Below are 23,951 nucleotides of genomic sequence, written 5' to 3'. Positions count from 1 at the left end.
CGGGCTAACTAATGGTATTATTCGCGGTTAGAATCATGATTTTATCGCACAGAGTCATTATATGAACAGGGAAGCAACGCACTGTGATGTTGTCAAAATTTAAACGCAATAAACACCAACAGCACCTTGCGCAGCTGCCAAAAATTCCGCAGTCAGCGGCAGATTTCCGTACGCTGTTTTCACCGACAGATTTCCGTGAGACGCTGTTGGAAAAAATTGCCTCCGCTACCCGGCGTATCTGCATCGTGGCACTGTATCTGGAAAACGATGAAGGGGGGCGCGCTATCCTTTCTGCACTTTATGCCGCTAAACAACGTCGACCGGAGCTGGACGTTCGCGTGCTGGTCGACTGGCATCGTGCTCAACGTGGCCGTATCGGTGCCGCAGCGGGTGTGACTAACGCCGACTGGTATTGCGAAATGGCCAGCCAGCATCCTGATGCTGACATTCCGGTTTATGGTATTCCGGTGAATACGCGCGAAGCGCTGGGCGTTCTGCATTTAAAAGGCTCCGTCATTGATGATACCGTGCTGTATACCGGTGCCAGCTTCAATGATGTTTATCTGCATCAGAAAGACAAGTACCGCTACGACCGCTATCAGCTGATCGGCAACCGGGTTCTGGCCGATACCCTGTTTGACTGGATCGAAACGAATTTGATTCAGGCCGAGGCGGTGCATCATCTCAACCGGCTTGAACGCCCAACCAGCCCGGAAATCAAAAACGAAACCCGCCAGTTCCGTCAGGATTTGCGCGGCTTCGACTACGAATTTAACGGTGTTGCCAGCAATGAAGAGTTGTCCGTCACTCCGCTGGTGGGTCTGGGAAAGCGCAGCCTGCTTAACAAGACCATCTATCATTTGATGCCCTGTGCCGAGCAGAAGCTGACGATCTGTACCCCTTATTTCAACCTGCCGGCTATTCTGGTGCGCAATATTATCTGGCTGCTGCGGCGGGGCAAAGAGGTGGAAATCATCGTCGGCGACAAAACCGCCAATGACTTCTACATCCCCGAAGATCAGCCCTTTAAGATCATCAGCGCCTTGCCTTATCTGTATGAAATCAACCTGCGCCGTTTTCTCAGCCGCCTGCAATATTACGTTAACAGCGGGCAGCTAACCGTACGTCTGTGGAAGGACGGCGAGAACAGCTACCACTTGAAAGGGTTATGGGTGGATGACGAATGGATGATGGTGACCGGAAATAACCTGAACCCGCGCGCCTGGCGTCTGGATTTGGAAAATGCGGTGCTGATCCACGATCCGCTGCAACAGCTGGCCGCGCAACGCGATCGGGAACTCCGTCTGATCCGCGAACATACTACCCGCGTGCAGCATTTCCACGATCTGGAAAGCATTGCGGAATATCCGGTAAAGGTGCGCAAATTAATCCGCCGTCTTCGACGTATCCGTATAGATCGACTCATCAGCCGTATTCTCTGACCGGTTGTATTGCTTTCAAACCTTGCAGTAACGGACTTCTGAGGGGCTGTGTGCGCATTTTCCTGCTTATTACCCTGCTATGTTGCAGTGGCTGCACTCATCTGGCGAAGGATGAGTGGACCGGCCAGGATAAAGCCCAGCATTTCCTCTCTTCAGCCTTTTTTGCCGCAGCGGGTAATGCTTATGGTGAACGCCAGAACTGGAACCAGAGCCGCAGCGCTGGCTTCGGCGTGTTATTTTCCATCAGCCTTGGTGTGGCAAAAGAGCTGTACGACAGCCGCGCCGGGGGAACAGGCTGGAGCTGGAAGGATTTAAGCTGGGATGTAGCCGGTGCTGCCACCGGCTACGCATTATGGAATATGAGCCGTTAATTACAGTTTTAAGCCCTGCCCGCGTCGATGCAACATTAGTGAGACAAGGAAAGCGATTGCCCCCATCCCCGATACGTACCAGAAGAAACTGGTTTCACTGCCGGCGGCTTTCAGTGACAGGGCAACATACTCTGCTGAACCACCAAACAGCGCGTTTGCCACCGCGTAGGATAATCCCACCCCTAACGCCCTGACTTCCGGTGGAAACATCTCCGCTTTCAGGATCCCGCTAATTGAGGTGTAGAAACTGGTTATCGCCAGCGCCAGCATCACCAGCATAAATGCCAGCACCGGACTGGTCACGTTCTGTAATATCGTCAGGATTGGCACGGTACAGACAGCAGCCAGAGCACCAAAAATTAACATCGAATAGCGGCGGCCAATTTTATCTGACAGCGCACCTATTAATGGCTGAAGCAGCATAAAGATAAACAGCGCTGCGGTCATCAGCGCACTGGCCGTTTTATGATCCATCGCAGCGGTATTGACCAGGTACTTCTGCATATAGGTGGTGAAGGTGTAAAAACTGAGAGAGCCTCCGGCGGTAAAGCCCAGAACCATAATGAAAGCGCGGCGGTGTTTCCACAGTCCTTTTAGCGACCCGGCATCTTTATGAGCACGGGTTTTATTATCCGATGTTTCATTCAGCGAGCGCCGCAGATAGAGCGCCACCACGGCAAGCAAAGCTCCCAGCGCGAACGGGATACGCCAGCCCCAGTCACGCAGCTCCTGATCGGACAATACCTGCTGCAGTACCACCACGGTTAAAAGCGCCAGCAACTGCCCGCCAATAAGGGTAACGTACTGAAAAGAGGCATAAAAACCCTTGCGCCCTTCGACTGCAACTTCGCTCATATAGGTCGCACTGGTGCCATATTCCCCGCCAACAGAGAGTCCCTGAAACAGACGAGCCAGCAACAACAACGCCGGCGCCCAAATCCCAATCGTGTTGTAACCAGGAAGACAGGCAATCACCAGCGAACCAAAACACATCATGCAGACTGAGATCAACATCGAGGCTTTCCGCCCGTGTTTATCACCGATATAACCAAAAATCCAGCCACCTATTGGCCTCATCAAAAACCCTGCGGCAAAGACCCCCGCCGTCTGTAATAGCTGGGTGGTTGGGTTACCACTGGGAAAAAAGATGTGGGCAAAATAAAGCGAGCAGAACGAGTAGACGTAGAAGTCGAACCACTCTACGAGGTTACCTGAAGAGGCCCCGACAATGGCCCAGATACGCTGACGGGTGGTCATCGAGCCTTGCAACTGCGTGTTGTTTTTGGTCACGGACTCTGCCATTAGATACACCTCGTGATTAATTCCCTGCTTTGCTAAGCACCAAAGGCGATCAATGTACCAGTTAACTCAACCCGCTGTTTGTTATGAATTTATTTTAAAGGTATTGAAAGTGTTTTTTGTGAGCCAGCGCTGACTATTGCCTGGGGGAAGAGGTCACTAACAGAAGCAGGTAGGTTATCAAATGGGTGGAACTGATAACGCAAAAAGGCCATCCCGGAGGATGGCCTTTTGCCTGATTTGATGCCTGGCAGTTCCCTACTCTCGCATGGGGAGACCCCACACTACCATCGGCGCTACGGCGTTTCACTTCTGAGTTCGGCATGGGGTCAGGTGGGACCACCGCGCTAAAGCCGCCAGGCAAATTCTGGTGCACGAAACGAATCTTTTTCACTGATGCCGCGTTGGCCGCGCTTGTAAACTCAGTCACATACCTCAGTATGCTCCTTCATTTACTGCACTTGCCGCCTTGCATCAGCAAAAAATCTTTCGTTCCCGCTAATTCTTTATCCGGTTCAAGCTGAAAATATCTCTTCGTCNCTCAACACAACCCAGAACGCTTCTGGCGTTGTAAGGTTAAGCCTCACGGGTCATTAGTACCGGTTAGCTCAACGCATCGCTGCGCTTACACACCCGGCCTATCAACGTCGTCGTCTTCAACGTCCCTTCAGGGGTCTCAAGGACCCAGGGAAGATTCATCTCGAGGCAAGTTTCGCGCTTAGATGCTTTCAGCGCTTATCTTTTCCGCACTTAGCTACCGGGCAATGCCATTGGCATGACAACCCGAACACCAGCGGTGCGTTCACTCCGGTCCTCTCGTACTAGGAGCAACCCCTCTCAATCTTCCAGCGCCCACGGCAGATAGGGACCGAACTGTCTCACGACGTTCTAAACCCAGCTCGCGTACCACTTTAAACGGCGAACAGCCGTACCCTTGGGACCTACTTCAGCCCCAGGATGTGATGAGCCGACATCGAGGTGCCAAACACCGCCGTCGATATGAACTCTTGGGCGGTATCAGCCTGTTATCCCCGGAGTACCTTTTATCCGTTGAGCGATGGCCCTTCCATTCAGAACCACCGGATCACTATGACCTGCTTTCGCACCTGCTTGAGCCGTCACTCTCGCAGTCAAGCCAGCTTATGCCATTGCACTAACCTCACGATGTCCGACCGTGATTAGCTGACCTTCGTGCTCCTCCGTTACTCTTTGGGAGGAGACCGCCCCAGTCAAACTACCCACCAGACACTGTCCCCACGCCGGATTACGGCGCCAGGTTAGAACATCAAACGTTAAAGGGTGGTATTTCAAGGTTGGCTCCACGCAGACTGGCGTCCACGCTTCNAAGCCTCCCACCTATCCTACACATCAAGGCTCAATGTTCAGTGTCAAGCTGTAGTAAAGGTTCACGGGGTCTTTCCGTCTTGCCGCGGGTACACTGCATCTTCACAGCGAGTTCAATTTCACTGAGTCTCGGGTGGAGACAGCCTGGCCATCATTACGCCATTCGTGCAGGTCGGAACTTACCCGACAAGGAATTTCGCTACCTTAGGACCGTTATAGTTACGGCCGCCGTTTACCGGGGCTTCGATCAAGAGCTTCTCGCAGCGCGATAACCCCATCAATTAACCTTCCGGCACCGGGCAGGCGTCACACCGTATACGTCCACTTTCGTGTTTGCACAGTGCTGTGTTTTTAATAAACAGTTGCAGCCAGCTGGTATCTTCGACTGGCTTCAGCTCCGCGAGCAAGTCGCTTCACCTACGCGCCAGCGTGCCTTCTCCCGAAGTTACGGCACCATTTTGCCTAGTTCCTTCACCCGAGTTCTCTCAAGCGCCTTGGTATTCTCTACCTGACCACCTGTGTCGGTTTGGGGTACGATTGGTCGTTACCTGATGCTTAGAGGCTTTTCCTGGAAGCAGGGCATTTGTCACTTCAGCACCGTGGTGCCTCGTCATCACGCCTCAGCCTTAAAGAGTTCCGGATTTGCCTGGAACTCAAGCCTGCACGCTTAAACCGGGACAACCGTCGCCCGGCCAACATAGCCTTCTCCGTCCCCCCTTCGCAGTAACACCCAGTACGGGAATATTAACCCGTTTCCCATCGACTACGCCTTTCGGCCTCGCCTTAGGGGTCGACTCACCCTGCCCCGATTAACGTTGGACAGGAACCCTTGGTCTTCCGGCGAGCGGGCTTTTCACCCGCTTTATCGTTACTTATGTCAGCATTCGCACTTCTGATACCTCCAGCAGACCTCACNGTCCACCTTCGACGGCTTACAGAACGCTCCCCTACCCAACGGACGTATCCCGAGGCCCACTCGACTTTNATGGGCGCATTGACGTCGCTGCGCTCCGTCAATCGTTATCCACTACCGTGAATGTGCCCGGGTGATACGTCCGCTGCCGCAGCTTCGGTGCATGGTTTAGCCCCGTTACATCTTCCGCGCAGGCCGACTCGACCAGTGAGCTATTACGCTTTCTTTAAATGATGGCTGCTTCTAAGCCAACATCCTGGCTGTCTGGGCCTTCCCACATCGTTTCCCACTTAACCATGACTTTGGGACCTTAGCTGGCGGTCTGGGTTGTTTCCCTCTTCACGACGGACGTTAGCACCCGCCGTGTGTCTCCCGTGATAACATTCTCCGGTATTCGCAGTTTGCATCGGATCGGTAAGCCGGGATGGCCCCCTGGCCGAAACAGTGCTCTACCCCCGGAGATGAGTTCACGAGGCGCTACCTAAATAGCTTTCGGGGAGAACCAGCTATCTCCCGGTTTGATTGGCCTTTCACCCCCCAGCCACAAGTCATCCGCTAATTTTTCAACATTAGTCGGTTCGGTCCTCCAGTTAGTGTTACCCAACCTTCAACCTGCCCATGGCTAGATCACCGGGTTTCGGGTCTATACCCTGCAACTTAACGCCCNGTTAAGACTCGGTTTCCCTGCGGCTCCCCTATACGGTTAACCTTGCTACAGAATATAAGTCGCTGACCCATTATACAAAAGGTACGCAGTCACACCACGAAGGTGCTCCCACTGCTTGTACGTACACGGTTTCAGGTTCTGTTTCACTCCCCTCGCCGGGGTTCTTTTCGCCTTTCCCTCACGGTACTGGTTCACTATCGGTCAGTCAGGAGTATTTAGCCTTGGAGGATGGTCCCCCCATATTCAGACAGGATGTCACGTGTCCCGCCCTACTCNTCGAACTCACAGCAGGTGCCTTTTTGTGTACGGGGCTGTCACCCTTTACTGCGCGACTTTCCAGACGCTTCCACTAANGCACAAACTGATTCAGGTTCTGGGCTGTTCCCCGTTCGCTCGCCGCTACTGGGGGAATCTCGGTTGATTTCTTTTCCTCGGGGTACTTAGATGTTTCAGTTCCCCCGGTTCGCCTCATGCCACTATGTATTCATGACATGATAGTGCAACGGATTGCACTGGGTTTCCCCATTCGGGTATCGTCGGTTGTTGCGGTTCATATCACCTTACCGACGCTTATCGCAGATTAGCACGCCCTTCATCGCCTCTGACTGCCTGGGCATCCACCGTGTACGCTTAGTCGCTTAACCTCACAACCCACAAGCGTCCCGAAAGACGTCTGTCAGTTGCAGGCATTGAGAGACTCGAACNTATCGTTAGCTTCATTCTTATTACGGCGAATGAATACGACACGTCGTTTCAATTTTCAGCTTGTTCCGGATTATTAAAGAGCAAATATCTCAAACGTGACTCACCGTTAAGGTGGAATCAGTTTTGAGATACGGTTGATAACGTCTTTCACTTCGTTACCGGTATGGCGTCCCCAAGGGGATTCGAACCCCTGTTACAGCCGTGAAAGGGCAGTGTCCTGGGCCTCTAGACGATGGGGACTCTGGTGTGACTTTGCTCGTTACTTCTATCAGACAATCTGTGTGGACACTGCGCCGGAAGGTATCTTCAGGTAAGGAGGTGATCCAACCGCAGGTTCCCCTACGGTTACCTTGTTACGACTTCACCCCAGTCATGAATCACAAAGTGGTAAGCGCCCTCCCGAAGGTTAAGCTACCTACTTCTTTTGCAACCCACTCCCATGGTGTGACGGGCGGTGTGTACAAGGCCCGGGAACGTATTCACCGTAGCATTCTGATCTACGATTACTAGCGATTCCGACTTCACGGAGTCGAGTTGCAGACTCCGATCCGGACTACGACGCACTTTATGAGGTCCGCTTGCTCTCGCGAGGTCGCTTCTCTTTGTATGCGCCATTGTAGCACGTGTGTAGCCCTGGCCGTAAGGGCCATGATGACTTGACGTCATCCCCACCTTCCTCCGGTTTATCACCGGCAGTCTCCTTTGAGTTCCCGACCGAATCGCTGGCAACAAAGGATAAGGGTTGCGCTCGTTGCGGGACTTAACCCAACATTTCACAACACGAGCTGACGACAGCCATGCAGCACCTGTCTCACGGTTCCCGAAGGCACTTCCGCATCTCTGCAAAATTCCGTGGATGTCAAGGCCAGGTAAGGTTCTTCGCGTTGCATCGAATTAAACCACATGCTCCACCGCTTGTGCGGGCCCCCGTCAATTCATTTGAGTTTTAACCTTGCGGCCGTACTCCCCAGGCGGTCGACTTAACGCGTTAGCTCCGGAAGCCACTCCTCANGGGAACAGCCTCCAAGTCGACATCGTTTACGGCGTGGACTACCAGGGTATCTAATCCTGTTTGCTCCCCACGCTTTCGCACCTGAGCGTCAGTCTTNGTCCAGGGGGCCGCCTTCGCCACCGGTATTCCTCCAGATCTCTACGCATTTCACCGCTACACCTGGAATTCTACCCCCCTCTACNAGACTCTAGCCTGCCAGTTTCGAATGCAGTTCCCGGGTTNAGCCCGGGGATTTCACATCCGACTTGACAGACCGCCTGCGTGCGCTTTACGCCCAGTAATTCCGATTAACGCTTGCACCCTCCGTATTACCGCGGCTGCTGGCACGGAGTTAGCCGGTGCTTCTTCTGCGGGTAACGTCAATCGACAGGGTTATTAACCCCATCGCCTTCCTCCCCGCTGAAAGTACTTTACAACCCGAAGGCCTTCTTCATACACGCGGCATGGCTGCATCAGGCTTGCGCCCATTGTGCAATATTCCCCACTGCTGCCTCCCGTAGGAGTCTGGACCGTGTCTCAGTTCCAGTGTGGCTGGTCATCCTCTCAGACCAGCTAGGGATCGTCGCCTAGGTGAGCCGTTACCCCACCTACCAGCTAATCCCATCTGGGCACATCCGATGGTGTGAGGCCCGAAGGTCCCCCACTTTGGTCCGTAGACGTTATGCGGTATTAGCTACCGTTTCCAGTAGTTATCCCCCTCCATCGGGCAGTTTCCCAGACATTACTCACCCGTCCGCCACTCGTCGGCAAAGAAGCAAGCTTCTTCCCGCTACCGTTCGACTTGCATGTGTTAGGCCTGCCGCCAGCGTTCAATCTGAGCCATGATCAAACTCTTCAATTAAAAGTTCGATTTGCTGNAACCAGTGACAGCGATGCTCAATCGTAAAACGTCATAATGAATGTCATTATGTGTTCACTCATGAGGCTTGATATTTTTTGCGCCTTGCGGCGCTGATATCAATCCTGCGAGTGCCCACACAGATTGTCTGATAAATTGTTAAAGAGCGNTGCGAACAGTGCCTTAAGCTTCCTGTCGCGAGGTGGCGTATANTACGCTTTCCTCCTTCGGAGTCAACCTCTTTTTCAGAGGTTTTTTCCGGCGGTTCAGAACTTCCTGAACCTCTCAACACCGTGGCCTGNAAGCCGTTGTTCCGTGTCGATGGAGGCGCATTATAGGGATGACTCACGGGAACGCAAGCGGAAACCTGAACTTTTTTCCTGTCCGCTGTAAATTTATGCTAAATGCTGTTTTTTAGCCCTGTTTGATGCGTGCAGGTAGATCTTTAAGGCTATCAAGCACCCAGTCGGCGGCATTTTCACCTTCTGGTGTGATTGGCTTGCCGCTGCGTACCAGCACTTTCTTACCAATACCCGCCGCTGCCGCCGCCTGCATATCTTCTATTTTATCGCCCACCATATAAGAAGCAGACATGTCGATGTGCAATTCCTGCTGTGCGGTAAGCAGCATACCCGGCTGTGGTTTACGACAGTCACACGACTGGCGTAGCTGCTCTACCACCGCTTCAGGATGATGCGGGCAAAAATAGATGCCGTCCAGATCGACATCGCGATCCGCCAGCGACCAGTCCATCCACTCGGTCAACTGCATAAACTGCTCTTCACTAAACATCCCGCGCGCGATGCCTGACTGGTTGGTGACCAGCACCAGCGCATAGCCCATTTGCTTTAGCTCTCGCATCGCGTCAATGACGCCGTCGATAAACTCAAAGTTGTCGATTTCAGAGACATAACCGTGGTCGACATTTATTGTGCCATCACGATCGAGAAAAATTGCGGGGACCTTATCAGCCACGTCGAAACTCCTGCTACATAATTTGCCATAGAGTATCGCATGATTGCCTGAAAAGAGAGAACGCCCGTTTACATCACTTCGATTGATTTAGACGTCTGGATGCCTTACCATCCACTTAGTTTCATCAGTGCGGGGGGCGGTTCTCATCAACTCCACGGCTCATTCCCATCACAATAATAAATAACTCAATGATTAAACTTTCAAATATCACCAAAGTGTTTCAGCAAAGCATGCGCACTATCACGGCGCTGGCGGATGTCAGCCTGCATGTACCCGCCGGGCAAATTTATGGTGTGATCGGTGCATCTGGCGCGGGTAAAAGTACCCTGATCCGCTGCGTCAATCTGCTTGAACGCCCCACTTCTGGTCAGATTATGGTTGATAACCAGGATCTCACTACCCTTTCAGAGAGCCAACTGACGCTGGCACGCCGTCAGATAGGGATGATTTTCCAACATTTCAATTTATTGAACTCACGCACCGTTGCCGGAAATGTCGCGTTGCCGCTGGAGCTGGGCAATCTGACTAAAGGCGAGATTAAAACTCGCGTTACCGAGCTGCTGGATTTAGTCGGTCTGGCAGACAAACACGACGCCTGGCCTGCCAACCTGTCAGGGGGTCAGAAGCAGCGCGTGGCGATTGCCCGTGCGCTGGCCAGCAACCCTAAAGTGCTGTTATGTGATGAAGCGACCAGCGCTCTGGATCCCGCCACCACCCGTTCTATCCTTGAACTGTTGAAAGACATCAACCGCCGCCTGGGTATTACCATCCTGTTGATTACGCATGAGATGGATGTGGTGAAGCGTATTTGTGACTGCGTTGCCGTTATCAGTAATGGTCAGCTGATTGAGCAGGATACTGTTAGCGAAGTGTTCTCTCATCCCAAAACGCCACTGGCACAGCAGTTTATTCAGTCGACCCTGCATCTGGATATTCCGGAGGATTATCAGCAACGGCTGACGTCTGAAATCATCACGTCTAAGGTGCCATTATTACGCATGGAGTTCACCGGCCAGTCAGTCGATGCCCCTTTACTGTCGGAGTCGGCTCGTCGTTTTAACGTCAACAACAACATTATTAGCGCGCAGATGGATTATGCCGGAGGCGTGAAGTTCGGCATTATGCTGGCCGAAATCCACGGCGAAGCGGCAGATATACAGGCTGCCATCGCGTTTTTGCAAGATCACCATGTAAAGGTAGAGGTACTGGGTTATGTCTGAGGCAATGTTGTGGTTACTGGGTCGCGGCGTTTGGGAAACCCTGATGATGACCTTTGTCTCTGGCTTCTTTGGCTTTGTTATCGGCCTGCCGGTCGGCGTTCTTTTATATGTCACCCGCCCGGGGCAGATCGTCGCCAATGCCAGGCTGTATCGCGTGCTGTCAGCCGCAGTGAATATCTTCCGTTCGATCCCGTTTATCATTCTACTGGTGTGGATGATCCCGTTTACCCGGATAATCGTCGGCACATCAATCGGGCTACAGGCGGCCATCGTTCCACTGACGGTTGGCGCAGCCCCCTTTATTGCGCGTATGGTTGAGAATGCCCTGCTCGAACTGCCAAGCGGCCTGATTGAAGCTTCCCGCGCCATGGGAGCAACCCCACTGCAAATTATCCGCAAGGTTCTGTTGCCGGAAGCGCTACCAGGCCTGGTGAATGCCGCTACTATTACGTTAATCACTTTGGTCGGTTACTCAGCAATGGGTGGCGCCGTCGGGGCTGGCGGTTTGGGCCAGATTGGCTATCAGTATGGCTATATCGGTTACAATGCCACGGTGATGAACACGGTTTTGGTCCTGCTGGTTGTTTTGGTGTATTTAATTCAGTTCTGCGGCGATCGCATTGTTCGAGCGGTCAGCCACAAATAAACACAACAGTAATTCTCTCAATTTAAGGAAGGGATATGTCTTTTAACTTTAAAACATTTGCTGCTGTAGGTGCGCTGATTGGAACCCTGGCTCTGGTGGGCTGCGATCAGAAAGCGAAAGATCCGAACCATATTAAAGTCGGTGTCATCGTTGGCAGCGAGCAGCAGGTTGCTGAAATCGCTGCCAAAGTGGCCAAAGAAAAATATGGTCTGGACGTTGAACTGGTGACCTTCAATGATTATGTATTACCCAATGAAGCGTTGAGCAAAGGCGATATCGATGCTAACGCTTTCCAGCACAAACCTTACCTCGACCAGCAGATCAAAGACCGTGGCTACAAGCTGGTTTCTGTCGGTAATACCTTCGTTTACCCTATTGCCGGTTACTCGAAAAAAATCAAGTCACTGGATGAACTCCAGAATGGTGCCCAGGTTGCTATTCCTAACGATCCCACCAATCTGGGGCGTACCCTGCTGCTGCTGCAGAAAGTCGGTCTGATCAAATTGAAAGATGGCGTTGGCCTGCTGCCAACCACGCTGGATGTGGTTGAAAACCCGAAAAACCTCAAACTGGTAGAGCTGGAAGCGCCACAGCTGCCACGTTCACTGGACGATCAGCAGATTGCCCTGGCGGTGATTAACACCACTTACGCCAGCCAGATTAATCTGACTCCGGCGAAAGACGGCATCTTCGTTGAAGACAAGAACTCGCCTTACGTTAACCTCATTGTGGCACGCGAAGATAACAAAGACGCGGAAAACGTGAAAAAATTCGTTCAGGCTTATCAGTCTGATGAAGTCAATGACGCTGCAAATAAAGTATTTAACGGTGGCGCAGTAAAAGGCTGGTAACAGCTTAATGCGGGCAGCAGCCGCTGCCCGCGACGATTTGTTCCTGCTATACGACCCCATCTGAACGCTATCTGCTTGTTATTTCCGCTCCAGCTTGCTTCAATAACGCCACTTTTCCGAATGAGGATTTCCCCCATGCGTGTTTTACCGCTCTGTTTGTTAGCAATGACGCTGACAGGGTGTTCGTTACTGACGCGGCCTTATAAGCCTGTAACGCCTTTTCCACCGACAGCGCAAACCGAGTTAACCCAGACTAAGGCCACTGCGCGCCCTGCCCCGGTAAAACTGTATACCGATGCTACCGATTTGGTCAGCATGCCTTTCCGCGATCTCGGAGAAGTGTATGGTGATGATTGCCAGATCAGCACACAGGACTCTCCGCCTAACCTTGCTACCGCACGTAAACGCATGCAGCTGCGCGCATCAGGCTTGAAAGCCAACGCGGTGCTGGTACACAGGTGCGAAATTGTCAGTGCCGTTCAGGGTTGCTTCCGTCAGGCGATATGCCAGGGTTCAGCACTCAAAGTCAGTAAGCCATGAGTGATTTTTTCTTCGCCCAGATTGGGGTGATCCACTCCCCGTGGAAGGAGAAATTTGCCGTTCCGCGCCAGCCAAGGCTGGTTGAAGACGGCGGCGGCGAGCTTCATCTGCAGGCTCCATACAATCACCCGGAGGCGGTAAGAGGCCTGGAGGATTTCAGCCATCTGTGGCTGCTGTTTATCTTTCATCAGACGATGGGAGGCGGCTGGCGTCCTACCGTTCGTCCACCGCGTTTAGGTGGCAACGCACGCATGGGCGTTTTCGCTACTCGTTCCACCTTCCGCCCTAACCCGGTGGGGATGTCGCTGGTTGAGCTAAAAGGCATTCGCTGCGAAAAGCAGCAGGTCATTCTGCAATTAGGCAGCCTCGACCTGGTGGACGGCACCCCGGTTATCGATATCAAACCTTATTTGCCCTTTGCCGAAGCGCTGCCCGAAGCCCGCGCAGGCTTTGCCCGGCAGGCCCCCGCTGCTGATATGCCGGTCAGTTTTAGCGCAGAGGCAAGGCTTCAGCTGGCGCAACATCAGCAGCGCTATCCGTATCTTGAGCGTTTCATTACTCAAACACTGGCGCAGGACCCTCGCCCCGCATATCGCCAGGGCGAAGAAAGCGGGCGCGAGTACGCTGCATCGCTGCTGGAATTCAATGTGCGCTGGCACGTCACGCCTGCAGGCAGCGAAGTGATTGCCATAGACCCACGTTAATTTCTCCCGGCATCTTTTGACTCCACGAACACGCTGCTACACTAGCGTCCACGTTTTTTGGCTCTTTTTCCGTTTATATGGAATCTTAACTCATGCGTACTACTCAATATCTGCTCTCCACTCTGAAGGAGACCCCTGCCGACGCTGAAGTCATCAGCCACCAGCTGATGCTGCGCGCCGGGATGATCCGCAAACTGGCCTCTGGCCTGTATACCTGGCTGCCAACGGGTCTACGCGTGTTGAAGAAAGTGGAAAACATCGTGCGTGAAGAGATGAACAACGCCGGCGCCATTGAAATTTCCATGCCGGTGGTGCAGCCAGCCGACCTGTGGCAGGAGAGTGGGCGTTGGGAGCAGTATGGCCCGGAACTGCTGCGTCTGGTTGACCGTAGCGACCGTCCTTTTGTGCTCGGCCCGACGCATGAAGAAGTGATCACCGATTTGATCCGTAATGAGCTGAGTTCATATAAACAGCTGCCGCTGAATCTGTTCCAGATCCAGACTAAATTCCGCGATGAGGTACGCCCACGCTTTGGCGTAATGCGTTCGCGTGAGTTCATCATGAAAGATGCTTACTCATTCCACACCAGCCAGGGATCCTTACAGGAAACCTACGACGCCATGTACCGCGCTTACAGCCAGAGCTTCAGCCGCATGGGGCTTGATTTCCGTGCCGTGCAGGCGGATACCGGCTCGATCGGCGGCAACGCATCCCACGAATTCCAGGTACTGGCGCAGAGTGGTGAGGATGATATTGTGTTCTCTACCGGATCAGATTACGCGGCCAATATTGAGATGGCCGAGGCTCTGCCACCGACAGGCGGCCGTGCCGATGCCACGCAGCAACGGGTACAGTTCGCCACGCCAGAGGCAAAAACCATTGCCGATCTGGTTGAGCAGTTTAATCTGCCAATTGAAAAAACCGTTAAAACCTTGATGGTCAAGGCAACCAAAGAGAGTGGCCATACGCTGGTTGCTCTGCTGGTGCGCGGTGACCACGAGCTGAACGAAATTAAAGCTGAGAAGATCGACATCGTGGCCGCTCCGCTGACTTTCGCCAGCGATGAAGAGATCCGCGCACAGGTTAATGCGGGGCCGGGTTCACTGGGGCCGGTTGGCCTGAACATGCCCATTGTGGCCGACCGCAGCGTGGCGGCAATGAGTGATTTCTGCGCCGGAGCCAACGTTGATGGCCAGCATTTTAGCGGTATTAATTGGGATCGCGATTTGCCGCTGCCCCGTATCGCAGATATTCGTAACGTAGTTGAAGGCGATGCCAGCCCGGATGGTAAAGGCACGCTACAGATCAAACGCGGTATCGAAGTAGGCCATATTTTCCAGCTTGGCACCAAGTACTCTGAAGCGATGAAAGCGTCCGTACAGGGTGAAGATGGGCGTAACCAGATTTTGACTATGGGCTGCTACGGGATCGGTATCACCCGCATCGTTGCTGCCGCGATAGAACAAAACCACGATGAGCGCGGGATTATCTGGTCTCCGGCGTTAGCGCCTTTCCAGGTGGCCATTCTGCCGATGAACATGCAGAAATCGTTTCGTGTCAAAGAGCTGGCTGAAGAGCTTTATCACCAGCTGCGTGCTAAAGGTATTGACGTTATTCTGGACGACCGCAAAGAGCGTCCGGGCGTGATGTTCGCTGATATGGAGCTGATTGGTATTCCCCATACTGTCGTGATTGGCGAACGTAATCTTGACAGCGAAGAGGTTGAGTACAAATCCCGCCGGGCAGGAGAGAAACGCATGATGAAAACCAACGAAATCGTTGACTTCCTGGTGGCAGAACTGGCGCAATAATTTCTGCAACAGACAGTTGGCCTGCATTATTGACATGACCCCGGTCGTTGGTTAGCCAGCAACCGGGGTTTTTGTTTGTCCCTGACAGGCCGGCCTGACGATTGCCGCTCCCCTTTTTGCTAATCCCACACCTGCTGCCTTAGCCTTATTAAAGCGTCAGATAATCGACACTTCAGACGATTATCTCGCTATTAATCCATAATGCCAAAATATAAGGTATTAAAATTCATTATTGATATTTGAACTCATTAAAATCCGCAAAAAACCCGCCTGCCATTCAATATACTGATCCGCAATCAGAAAGGCCTAAGTTAGCGACATGAATAAAATTACCGTTTTAATTCCTGCCCGCTACCCCCTAAAATAGTCAAATTGAGAGAACGATGAAACGCTTCACTGGAATGAGTCTGCTGGCACTTTTTATGCCCGTCGACGCTTTAGCACATGTAAAATGGTTTGTTGATTACGATACGACAAGAGAGCCTGTGCCTCTGACGGAAATGATGCAGTCCACGGAATTTCTGGGGCTGTTGTTCTTATCCACGCTGGTTATTTTCCTGTCTTCCGTACTGGACAGAAAAATCCCCTCACCGGTTGATGTGAGCCGCTGGCAGCCGCGCCTGGCCTCCCTGGAGGAGATGGTACCCAAGGTGATGCGTTATGGTACTTCGGCATTCTTCCTGACTCTGGCAGTATTTTTCCCCAGCATCATCCTGACCCCGGAGCTGGTGATTGAAAACCCCGGTTTGGTTTATGTTCATTTTCTGATTGCCGTAACCGCTTTTCACCAACGTACCAGCCTGATTGCCGGGGTGGCAATCCTGTTCCTGTATGGCTATGCCATCCAACTGTATGGATTATTCCATATGCTGGATTATCTGGTGTTTATCGGTACCGGCGTCTATCTGATTATGCAGACCTTGAAGCCGGAGGTTTTCCGTGGACTGTCCCTGGAGCTGGTTCGCTTTACTCTTGCCTATTCTTTCCTGTGGGGCGCGATAGAGAAGTTCATGCACCCTGAGCTGTTCCATCAGCTTTTGACCGAACATAACTATCTGACGATGGGAATGGACTGGTCGTTCTTTATCCGCGCCAGTGGGTTTGTTGAGTTCTGCTGTGCCTGGCATATTTATAGCGGCAGGGCGGCAGGTTATGCCGGGATCGGGGTAATGGGCTTCTTTGTGACGGTAGCCGTTATTCCTTTTGGCATGATCGACTTCATCGGGCACTTCCTGTTTATTATCCCGCTGGTCGCTATCTTGTTTATCCCGCGTAAAAAGCCACTTTGCGTCACCGCAACCGGTAATACTTTCGGCTTCTTGTTTACGCTGGGACTGTATATGGGCCTTTCCTATGCCACTTATTATATTTTGCACTTCTATATGCATATGCACCTGTTTTCCTAACCGTCAACTGTCCCAGGTGCGGTAAACAATGAGCAAGCCTGTTGCGCTTAATCATTCAAACCAGCAGCACCCTGATGGCAATAACCCATGATAAAGTTCTGGCCTCACCGCCAGAACTTTATCGTTATCAGATGAACAGCGGTAACTGACTCAATCGCCACGAACTTTGCCGCGCAGTGATTTGGTCGAGGCCTTACGCGCCTTACCTTCCAGACGGCGTTTTTTCGACGCCAGCGTCGGACGCGTTGCCCGACGGCTTTTCTCCACGGTGGTCAGTTCGATAATCAGATTTTCCAGACGCTTTAACGCGGCATCACGGTTCATTTCCTGACTGCGATACTCCTGGGCTTTGATAATTACCATCCCTTCCGGGGTAATTAAATGGTGACTGACCGCCAGCATCCGCTGCTGGTAAAAGTCCGGCAGGCTGGAAGCGCGAATATCAAAGCGCAGATGGATAGCCGTCGAGCTTTTATTCACATGTTGACCACCGGCTCCCTGCGCGCGGATAGCAGAAAGCTCTATTTCGGCATCAGGAACAACGATCCCGCGTGGCAACACTATCACCTGTTTTTCCCGCCTTCCTGCCACTGCTCGAACTGAATTTCCAGGTGATGGCTGTCATCAGAAAGCCAGACGGTCGCGTCCTGGATGGTCGCCTGTAGGGTCATTGAGCGTGAAGCCAGCTGCGCCAGAGCATTGAGCTGTTGATCGTCCAAATAACGCACCGTCAGATTATCGTGCTGCGCCAGTTTGTTCTGCTGCTGCTGCCACCACGGTTGAGCTGCCCGTCCGTTATACGCATACAGCCAGACGTGCTGCGAACGGCTACAGGCTTTTTTAATCCTGCGCTCATCCGGCAGACCGAGTTCTATCCAGAGATCGATGCCATTGTGGTCGTTGAGCTGCCAGACCTCAGGCTCGTCTTCAGCGCTCAGCCCGCGCGTGAAGGCCAGGCGTTCGTTGGCATGTATCATCCAGGCCAGCAGGCGCAGCATCATTCGTTCTGCGGTTTCAGAAGGATGACGCGCCAGGGTCAAGGTATTGTCAATAAATACGTTACGGTCCATATCCGCGACATTAACCGTGGCTTTATAAATCGTTGCTTTCAGTGCCATAAGGATCCTTATCTTAGTTGCGCGCCATTGTACTCTTAAGACGTCGTAAATCACCCGATAACGGGCTGATTTACCCAAAAGGGCTGTGCTATAGTCGGATTAACGCCAGAGGGATCTCTCAAGGAGGTGCAAATGCAAGCGTATGATTAATGATGTTCGCTGGACAAAAGCCGGGCAAGGCAGTGGCGAGCTGGGAAACATGCCTGACGCATGAAAGCACTCAATGAGGTAGCAACAAGTCAAAGCTACACTCTTCTATCAGGGAACAGGCGGCATCTGCTGCCACAATGTTAAAGGTGAGCAACTATGTTGACGAATGAAGTGTACAAACCGATCAACTGTGATGATTATGACAATCTGGAGCTCGCCTGCCAGAACAAATGGCTACTGACGCTGGTATTGAAGAATAGCGAGCAGTTGGAGGCACGGGCAGAAGGTATCCTGTCACGTAAGAACGTGGAGTACCTTAGTATTCAGGTTGCCGGCGCGTGCCGGGATCTGCGCCTTGATCATATATTGAGCTTTAGCCACCCCCAACTCGGTACGGTGGTGGTCAGCGAACCTGATTAGCCTCGCAGCCAGCGGGCGGTTCGACGATCCGCCCCAGCCCAGCTTCCCCCGCGCTCCACACAGGATCCAATCCCGCCCCTTCGTTAAGGTTTCTGCCCCGCGTAGTAAGCCGCTAAATCGTCAATATCTTCGTCACTCATTCCGGCAATAAAGGCTTTCATCGCCTCGGCCTGACCACCGCCGCGCGCGCCGCTTTTGTCAGCCCGTCATGCCAGGGCCAGCCTGGGGGCATGTTGCCCGGCAAGATGGGGGTAAATCGGCGCGGCGGCTTTACCTTCTGCGCCGTAGCAGGCGACACAGCATGCGGACTTTTCCTGTCCTGCATGGCTATTACCGTTAGCCAGCACCGGCTGGCTGCAAGCGAGCAGCAGCAGTGCCATCAGGCATTGTTTCATCATGACTCTCCACGAATGGGTTTATCGACGCCAGTCGATGTGCCAGGCATTTTCGCCCTGTTGTGCACAGCCGTCACGGGTCACAAATACGCCCAAGGCGGCAATGAGACGATTGCCATAGAAAATTAACGGAATGCGTTCACGCTGCCACGGGGGGATGCCGTGCTCCTGCCACAGCTTTTTCAGCGAACGGCTACCGGCCCGGCCGACGATATGAAAAGCCCCCGCAGCCTGAAAACGCACGCTGACGCACTCTGTCGGCTGCGGATAGCGCAGCGCGATCCCCGGTGAACACTGATGTAGCTGTCCCAAACCGTCCGGCAGCGTCAACGGCTGCCACGGCGCGGGCCACGCCAGCTGGCTCGCCCCCAGTGGCAGCAGCTGCGGTAGCCAGTAGAGACGATCGCGAAACCGCCGGACTTCATTGCCGCCAATTCTGAGGCGTGGCTCTGCGTCCGCACGGCTAGAGGCAACCTCCAGCCATATCCGTTGCAGCGCAGCGCGTGAGGGCATGCGGCCGTGCTGGCGGGCTATCCAGCGCCGTAGCAGCGCAGAACGCCGGGCATCACTCATCGTTAACAGCGGTGTAAAGCATAACGCGCCAGATTCATCCACCAGCGCATCAAGCGATTCGGACAGCAGCTCATCAAGCAGGCGCTCCTGCTCGCCGCACAGCTGCGCGCTGCGCGCCACCGCGCTGGCAAAATGCGGCCAGCGCTGGTTGAGCAGTGGCATGACCTGTAAACGCAGGAAGTTGCGGTCATAGCGCGCGTCCTGATTGCTGTCATCCTCAATCCAGTTAAGCCGGTAGCGTTGCGCCCAGCTTTCAAGCTGCTGACGACTCTGCGTAAGTAGCGGACGCAGATGACGATGTTCTCCCTGTCGCTGTTCCTGTGGCATCGCTGCCAGGCCAGCGGGGCCGCTACCACGTTTTAACGCCAGCAGCAGCGTTTCGCTTTGATCGTCCAGATGCTGCGCGGTCAGCAAGGTTTCCCCCGCTATCAGATGCTCACGCAGCGCACGATAACGCGCCTGACGTGCTGCTGCTTCAATCCCCCCGTCCCTGGCATCGACCTGCACCCTGACCACCACCAGCGGCACCTGCCACCGATCGCACTGCTGCTGGCAGTGCGCCGCCCAATCGTCGGCCAGCTGGCTCAGTCCATGATGGATATGTACGGCGCGCAGTTGCAGGTGCGGGCGCTGCTCTCGCAGCTGCACCAGCTGATGCAGCAGTACGCTGGAGTCGAGACCGCCGCTGTAGGCCAGCAGCACGGCGCGCTCCGTGGCAAGAGCATGTTCAAGATGGGAAATGGCAGACATGGCGCTCCAGACATGAATAACCCGGCAAGCGGGCCGGGTTTAACCGGGGGTTATTTTATGCCTGATACAGCTCTAACGGCAAACCATCCGGGTCGTTAAAAAAGGTAAAAAGCTTGCCGGTCAACGGATCGCTGCGTAGCGCTTCACAACATATGCCGTGCTTTTCCAGATGACGTATGGCAGCAGCAATATCATCGACGCTGAACGCCAGATGGCGCAAACCACAGGCTTCCGGCCGAGTTGCTCGCGCAGGCGGCACAGGGAATGAGAACAGTTCGAGGGTGTAATCACCGTTCAGCGCCAGATCCCCTTTCCATGAACCGCGCTCCGCCCGATATGCTTCGTCCATCAGGCTGAAGCCGAGGATATCGCAGTAAAACGCCTTACTGACCTGGTAGTCACGGGCGATAATCGCGATATGATGCACTTTTTTTAATGCCAAAGCTGACATATTAGCTCCTGATTAATACCCGACAATGTTAAACCACCGCATTTCCGGCAGCCTGCACTTCGCCATCGTGCTTCAGCACCCGCACCAGATATTGCCCCACTTCGGTCAATTTTGCACCGTGAATATCGGTTTCAAAGCCAGGATAATGTCTGCCGATGGTACACAGCATCAGTAAGAAATCGAGCAGCGGACGACTCTCCGCAGTGATCATTTCCCCCGGCATCACCAGCGGCACGCCGGGCGGATAAGGCAGGATCATATTGGCCGACACGCGCCCAATCAGCTGGCTGATATCAACCGTTTCCACATTGCCTTTTACCTGCTGCTGAAACATCTGGTGCGGCGTTAACTTCATTTCCGGCAGCATGGCGAAGGCTTGCAGCATCAGGCGTGGCAAATCGTGCTGGCGGATCAGGCTGTGAATGCCCTGTGCCAGGGTTTGAATACGCATATTGCGGTAGAAGTCTGGATCCTCTGCGTACAGATCCGGCAGCATGTTTTTTACCCGCAGATTGAGATCGTAAGCGCGTTTGAACTCCGTCAGTCCGCGCAATACGCTCATTGCTTTGGTTTTATCAATACCGATGCTGAACAGGAACAGCAGGTTGTACGGCCCGGTTTTTTCCACCACCACGCCGCGCTCGTCAAGGAACTTGGCCACCAGCGCCGCCGGAATGCCCTCTTCTGCCATCTCGCCCATCTCGCTCATACCGGGCGTCAGGATCGTCACCTTGATCGGGTCGAGGTACATATGATCGGCATCGGCATCGCGGAAACCGTGCCACTCCTCGTCACCGGGCTGGATCGCCCAACATTCCGGCTCCTCAACCCCGTCCGGCTGCCAGATATCAAAGAACCAGCCGTCTGACTCTTCACGCAGCCGCTGTACTTCGCGGCGGAAATGCAGCGCACGCTCTACCGAGCGGTTAATCAGACGTTTGCCTGAATTACCGCGCAGCATCGCCGCTGCCGTTTCGATAGAGGCGACGATGGCGTAGTTCGGCGAAGTGGTGGTATGCATCATATAGGCTTCATTAAAGGTCTGTTCATCGTAGTCGCCTTTAATGTGGATCAGCGAAGCCTGAGAAAACGCGGCCAGCAATTTGTGTGTGGACTGCGTCTCGTAAATCACCTTACCCGGCGTACGTTCGCCGCTCATACCGCTCAATCCCCGATAGATCGGGTGGAAGTTAGTGTAAGGCACCCATGCCGAGTCGAAGTGAATCGACGGTACCTCCAGCGTCTCTTTGATGTATTGCGTGTTATACAGCAGCCCGTCATAGGTCGAATTCGTGATCACCGCATGTAGCGGCCAGCTGGCGCGCGGCGTTTGTGCCACTTTGAGCGCAATGCTCTCTTTGGTAAATTCGCGCTTCGGGATGCCGCCAAGAATACCCAGCGCATTGCGCGTTGGCTTCAGCCAGACGGGAATAATATCGCTCATCATCAGCAGATGGGTCAGGGATTTATGGCAGTTGCGGTCTATCAACACGGTACTGCCTGCTGCTGCCGCGTACATACCGACAATCTTGTTGGCGGTGGAGGTGCCATTGGTGACCATATAGCTCTGTTCCGCGCCAAAGGTGCGCGCTATATACTCCTCCGCCTCAAGGTGGGGGCCGGTGTGGTCGAGCAACGAACCTAATTCGCTAACCGAAATCGAGATATCCGCCTTCAGCGTATTGGCACCAAAGAAATCATAGAACAGGCTGCCCACCGGGCTTTTCTGGAATGCCGTACCCGCCATATGCCCTGGCGTACAGAAAGTTGTCTTTCCCTCTTTGACGTAGTTAAACAGCGCTTTGGTCAGCGGCGGCGTGATGGTATCAATGTATTCATCGGTATATTGGCGAATGCGCTGGGCAATCTCTTCACCGGCATTGAGCGCATACTCGAAGAACCAGATCGCCATGCGCATCTCGTTAACGCCGACATCCATCGTCGAATCGGTATTGATAAACGCGTAAAGCGGCAAATATTCATTCAGCTGGTTGATCTCGCTACAGAGATCAAGACTGTACTCATCCCAGTCAAACACCACGCCGCAGATGCGCGGATTGTGCTCGACAAGCTTCAGCAAATCCTCAGCACCCTGCGGATGAACGGTGTGAAACCCCTGTCGTTTTAATGCGACATCCAGCTCACGGACAGGCTCGTCTTTGTAGAAGACGTGGTGCGGGCCCATGATGGCAATAATATTCATGACATTCTCCAGAGAGTTTTGCCTGATCCACACGCGGCGTCTGGCAGCAACATAAGGATAACCGGGCAGCAGGGACACCGAAACAAAAAGGGCCAGACAGGAAACCGTACCGGCAAATGTCAGATTGAAGTCCAACATATGCGGTTCAGTTCACTGTCCGGCCCTTAATAAAGCAGAATCAGCTATCAGGCGTATCCGTAGCTCATCAGGCGTTGATAGCGACGATCCAGCAGCTCTTCTTTAGTCAGCATATCCAGCTCTGCCAAATCGGCCAGCAGCTGTGCTTTCATTGACGCGCCAATCGCCAGCGGATCGCGATGTGCACCACCTAATGGTTCCGGGATCACGCTATCAATCAGCTTCAGCTCTTTCAGACGCGGAGCAATAATGCCCATCGCTTCGGCCGCCAGCGGCGCTTTGTCCGCACTCTTCCACAGAATAGAGGCGCAGCCTTCCGGTGAAATCACCGAGTAGGTGCTGTACTGTAGCATATTGACCTTGTCACCCACGCCAATCGCCAGCGCGCCACCGGAACCGCCTTCACCGATAACGGTACAGATGACCGGTACTTTCAGGCCGGACATCTCGCGCAGATTGCGGGCGATCGCTTCCGACTGGCCGCGTTCCTCTGCGCCCACGCCCGGATAGGCTCCCGGCGTATCGATAAACGTGATGATCGGCATGTTGAAACGCTCGGCCATTTCCATCAGGCGCAGCGCCTTACGGTAGCCTTCCGGCGCGGGCATACCGAAGTTACGCCGGATTTTCTCTTTGGTTTCACGCCCTTTCTGATGCCCGATAATCATCACCGGACGGTCTTCAAGGCGTGCAATGCCGCCAACGATAGCTTTATCATCGGCATAGGCACGGTCGCCCGCCAGCTCGTCGAAATCGGTGAACACGTTGCGCACGTAGTCCAGCGTATACGGGCGTAGCGGATGACGCGCCAGCTGCGCGATCTGCCAGGCACCTAAATCGGAGAAGATTTTACGCGTCAGCTCCACGCTTTTATCGCGCAGACGCTGAACTTCTTCATCCAGATTAATATCCAGTTTTTCATCCTGACGGCCAACCGACTTGAGCGAATCAATTTTCGCTTCAAGCTCTGCGATTGGCTGTTCGAAATCCAGGTAATTAAGACTCATAA

The 23,951-nt window shown here is 53.5% G+C and carries 18 protein-coding genes, 1 tRNA gene, 3 rRNA genes and 1 pseudogene; 10 read left to right on the top strand and 13 right to left on the bottom strand.

Features of this window, described 5'->3' with window-relative positions:
* Positions 1 to 86: 86 nt before the first annotated feature.
* On the top strand, positions 87 to 1,442 hold the full coding sequence (pssA, locus tag EPYR_RS04645; RefSeq protein WP_012667256.1) for a CDP-diacylglycerol--serine O-phosphatidyltransferase: 1,356 nt from the start codon (positions 87 to 89) through the stop codon (positions 1,440 to 1,442).
* A 50-nt stretch (positions 1,443 to 1,492) separates the two neighbouring features.
* Positions 1,493 to 1,813: a YfiM family lipoprotein gene (locus EPYR_RS04640; RefSeq protein WP_012667255.1), complete on the top strand. Its 321-nt coding sequence runs from the start codon at positions 1,493 to 1,495 to the stop codon at positions 1,811 to 1,813.
* Here the strand turns inward: EPYR_RS04640 and EPYR_RS04635 are convergent, their stop codons facing one another.
* The 6 genes from EPYR_RS04635 to gmhB form a co-directional block, all read right to left on the bottom strand.
* Entirely contained in the window at positions 1,814 to 3,115 is a 1,302-nt protein-coding gene (locus tag EPYR_RS04635) for an MFS transporter (protein ID WP_012667254.1), read from the bottom strand.
* Between the two features lie 242 nt (positions 3,116 to 3,357).
* Positions 3,358 to 3,473 (bottom strand): 5S ribosomal RNA (gene rrf / locus EPYR_RS04630).
* Positions 3,474 to 3,684: 211 nt separating this feature from the next.
* Positions 3,685 to 6,680 (bottom strand): 23S ribosomal RNA (locus EPYR_RS04625).
* Between the two features lie 225 nt (positions 6,681 to 6,905).
* Positions 6,906 to 6,981, bottom strand: a tRNA-Glu gene (locus EPYR_RS04620).
* A 71-nt stretch (positions 6,982 to 7,052) separates the two neighbouring features.
* Positions 7,053 to 8,594, bottom strand: a 16S ribosomal RNA gene (locus EPYR_RS04615).
* Together the 16S, 23S and 5S rRNA genes with 1 tRNA gene alongside form the textbook arrangement of a ribosomal RNA operon.
* A 411-nt stretch (positions 8,595 to 9,005) precedes the next feature.
* Positions 9,006 to 9,566: a D-glycero-beta-D-manno-heptose 1,7-bisphosphate 7-phosphatase gene (gene gmhB, locus EPYR_RS04610; RefSeq protein WP_012667253.1), complete on the bottom strand. Its 561-nt coding sequence runs from the start codon at positions 9,564 to 9,566 to the stop codon at positions 9,006 to 9,008.
* 188 nt (positions 9,567 to 9,754) lie between these two features.
* Between gmhB and metN the strand changes: the two genes are divergently transcribed.
* The 7 genes from metN (at position 9,755) to EPYR_RS04575 (ending at position 16,744) form a co-directional block, all read left to right on the top strand.
* Positions 9,755 to 10,786, top strand: coding sequence for a methionine ABC transporter ATP-binding protein MetN (metN, locus tag EPYR_RS04605; RefSeq protein WP_012667252.1), 1,032 nt, complete (start codon positions 9,755 to 9,757; stop codon positions 10,784 to 10,786).
* Complete coding sequence (locus EPYR_RS04600) at positions 10,779 to 11,432, top strand: methionine ABC transporter permease MetI (protein WP_012667251.1); 654 nt, start codon at positions 10,779 to 10,781, stop codon at positions 11,430 to 11,432. The genes metN and EPYR_RS04600 overlap by 8 nt, the downstream gene beginning before the upstream one ends.
* 35 nt (positions 11,433 to 11,467) lie before the next feature.
* On the top strand, positions 11,468 to 12,283 hold the full coding sequence (locus EPYR_RS04595) for a MetQ/NlpA family lipoprotein (protein WP_012667250.1): 816 nt from the start codon (positions 11,468 to 11,470) through the stop codon (positions 12,281 to 12,283).
* A 135-nt stretch (positions 12,284 to 12,418) separates the two neighbouring features.
* Positions 12,419 to 12,823 carry an Rcs stress response system protein RcsF gene (gene rcsF / locus EPYR_RS04590; protein ID WP_012667249.1) on the top strand — a complete coding sequence of 135 codons (405 nt, stop codon included), beginning with the start codon at positions 12,419 to 12,421 and terminating at the stop codon, positions 12,821 to 12,823.
* On the top strand, positions 12,820 to 13,527 hold the full coding sequence (gene tsaA, locus EPYR_RS04585; protein ID WP_012667248.1) for a tRNA (N6-threonylcarbamoyladenosine(37)-N6)-methyltransferase TrmO: 708 nt from the start codon (positions 12,820 to 12,822) through the stop codon (positions 13,525 to 13,527). The genes rcsF and tsaA overlap by 4 nt, the downstream gene beginning before the upstream one ends.
* Positions 13,528 to 13,619: 92 nt before the next feature.
* Positions 13,620 to 15,338: a proline--tRNA ligase gene (gene proS / locus EPYR_RS04580; protein ID WP_012667247.1), complete on the top strand. Its 1,719-nt coding sequence runs from the start codon at positions 13,620 to 13,622 to the stop codon at positions 15,336 to 15,338.
* A 383-nt stretch (positions 15,339 to 15,721) separates the two neighbouring features.
* The gene (locus EPYR_RS04575; protein WP_012667246.1) at positions 15,722 to 16,744 is read left to right on the top strand and encodes a hypothetical protein; all 1,023 of its coding nucleotides are present in this window, start codon (positions 15,722 to 15,724) and stop codon (positions 16,742 to 16,744) included.
* A gap of 150 nt (positions 16,745 to 16,894) precedes the next feature.
* Here EPYR_RS04575 and arfB read toward each other — a convergent pair whose 3' ends face one another.
* Together arfB and EPYR_RS04565 are read right to left on the bottom strand one after the other, a co-directional pair.
* Positions 16,895 to 17,311 (bottom strand): alternative ribosome rescue aminoacyl-tRNA hydrolase ArfB, encoded by a 417-nt coding sequence (gene arfB, locus EPYR_RS04570; protein ID WP_014538635.1) that lies wholly within the window; start codon positions 17,309 to 17,311, stop codon positions 16,895 to 16,897.
* Positions 17,308 to 17,862, bottom strand: a complete 555-nt coding sequence (locus EPYR_RS04565) for a YaeQ family protein (RefSeq protein WP_012667244.1) — start codon at positions 17,860 to 17,862, stop codon at positions 17,308 to 17,310. Before EPYR_RS04565 ends, arfB begins: the two co-directional genes overlap by 4 nt.
* 306 nt (positions 17,863 to 18,168) lie before the next feature.
* Between EPYR_RS04565 and rof the strand changes: the two genes are divergently transcribed.
* Positions 18,169 to 18,432: a Rho-binding antiterminator gene (gene rof / locus EPYR_RS04560; protein WP_012667243.1), complete on the top strand. Its 264-nt coding sequence runs from the start codon at positions 18,169 to 18,171 to the stop codon at positions 18,430 to 18,432.
* 83 nt (positions 18,433 to 18,515) lie between these two features.
* Here rof and EPYR_RS20970 read toward each other — a convergent pair.
* The 5 genes and pseudogenes from EPYR_RS20970 to accA form a co-directional block, all read right to left on the bottom strand.
* Positions 18,516 to 18,830: pseudogene (locus EPYR_RS20970) on the bottom strand (c-type cytochrome).
* Positions 18,831 to 18,848: 18 nt separating this feature from the next.
* On the bottom strand, positions 18,849 to 20,150 hold the full coding sequence (gene tilS, locus EPYR_RS04550) for a tRNA lysidine(34) synthetase TilS (protein WP_012667241.1): 1,302 nt from the start codon (positions 20,148 to 20,150) through the stop codon (positions 18,849 to 18,851).
* 55 nt (positions 20,151 to 20,205) lie between these two features.
* Positions 20,206 to 20,601, bottom strand: a complete 396-nt coding sequence (locus tag EPYR_RS04545) for a VOC family protein (RefSeq protein WP_012667240.1) — start codon at positions 20,599 to 20,601, stop codon at positions 20,206 to 20,208.
* A 28-nt stretch (positions 20,602 to 20,629) separates the two neighbouring features.
* Positions 20,630 to 22,804: a lysine decarboxylase LdcC gene (locus tag EPYR_RS04540; protein ID WP_041474093.1), complete on the bottom strand. Its 2,175-nt coding sequence runs from the start codon at positions 22,802 to 22,804 to the stop codon at positions 20,630 to 20,632.
* A 185-nt stretch (positions 22,805 to 22,989) separates the two neighbouring features.
* Positions 22,990 to 23,949, bottom strand: coding sequence for an acetyl-CoA carboxylase carboxyl transferase subunit alpha (gene accA, locus EPYR_RS04535; RefSeq protein WP_012667238.1), 960 nt, complete (start codon positions 23,947 to 23,949; stop codon positions 22,990 to 22,992).
* Between the last annotated feature and the right edge of the window lie 2 nt (positions 23,950 to 23,951).

Origin of the sequence: Erwinia pyrifoliae DSM 12163 (genome assembly GCF_000026985.1) — a bacterium.
GTDB lineage: Bacteria > Pseudomonadota > Gammaproteobacteria > Enterobacterales > Enterobacteriaceae > Erwinia > Erwinia pyrifoliae.
The sequence above is the reverse complement of the archived record's forward strand: the minus strand, read 5'-3'. Positions and strand labels throughout refer to the sequence as shown.

Excerpts from the sequence above, each read along its gene's own strand:
- metN (WP_012667252.1), top strand. The coding sequence starts at position 9,755 with ATGATTAAACTTTCAAATATCACCAAAGTGTTTCAGCAAAGCATGCGC.
- rcsF (WP_012667249.1), top strand. The coding sequence starts at position 12,419 with ATGCGTGTTTTACCGCTCTGTTTGTTAGCAATGACGCTGACAGGGTGT.
- rof (WP_012667243.1), top strand. The coding sequence starts at position 18,169 with ATGTTGACGAATGAAGTGTACAAACCGATCAACTGTGATGATTATGAC.
- EPYR_RS04545 (WP_012667240.1), bottom strand. The coding sequence starts at position 20,601 with ATGTCAGCTTTGGCATTAAAAAAAGTGCATCATATCGCGATTATCGCC.
- EPYR_RS04540 (WP_041474093.1), bottom strand. The coding sequence starts at position 22,804 with ATGAATATTATTGCCATCATGGGCCCGCACCACGTCTTCTACAAAGAC.
- EPYR_RS04595 (WP_012667250.1), top strand. The coding sequence starts at position 11,468 with ATGTCTTTTAACTTTAAAACATTTGCTGCTGTAGGTGCGCTGATTGGA.
- EPYR_RS04575 (WP_012667246.1), top strand. The coding sequence starts at position 15,722 with ATGAAACGCTTCACTGGAATGAGTCTGCTGGCACTTTTTATGCCCGTC.
- tilS (WP_012667241.1), bottom strand. The coding sequence starts at position 20,150 with ATGTCTGCCATTTCCCATCTTGAACATGCTCTTGCCACGGAGCGCGCC.
- EPYR_RS04635 (WP_012667254.1), bottom strand. The coding sequence starts at position 3,115 with ATGGCAGAGTCCGTGACCAAAAACAACACGCAGTTGCAAGGCTCGATG.
- tsaA (WP_012667248.1), top strand. The coding sequence starts at position 12,820 with ATGAGTGATTTTTTCTTCGCCCAGATTGGGGTGATCCACTCCCCGTGG.
- EPYR_RS04600 (WP_012667251.1), top strand. The coding sequence starts at position 10,779 with ATGTCTGAGGCAATGTTGTGGTTACTGGGTCGCGGCGTTTGGGAAACC.
- EPYR_RS04565 (WP_012667244.1), bottom strand. The coding sequence starts at position 17,862 with ATGGCACTGAAAGCAACGATTTATAAAGCCACGGTTAATGTCGCGGAT.
- accA (WP_012667238.1), bottom strand. The coding sequence starts at position 23,949 with ATGAGTCTTAATTACCTGGATTTCGAACAGCCAATCGCAGAGCTTGAA.
- pssA (WP_012667256.1), top strand. The coding sequence starts at position 87 with ATGTTGTCAAAATTTAAACGCAATAAACACCAACAGCACCTTGCGCAG.
- proS (WP_012667247.1), top strand. The coding sequence starts at position 13,620 with ATGCGTACTACTCAATATCTGCTCTCCACTCTGAAGGAGACCCCTGCC.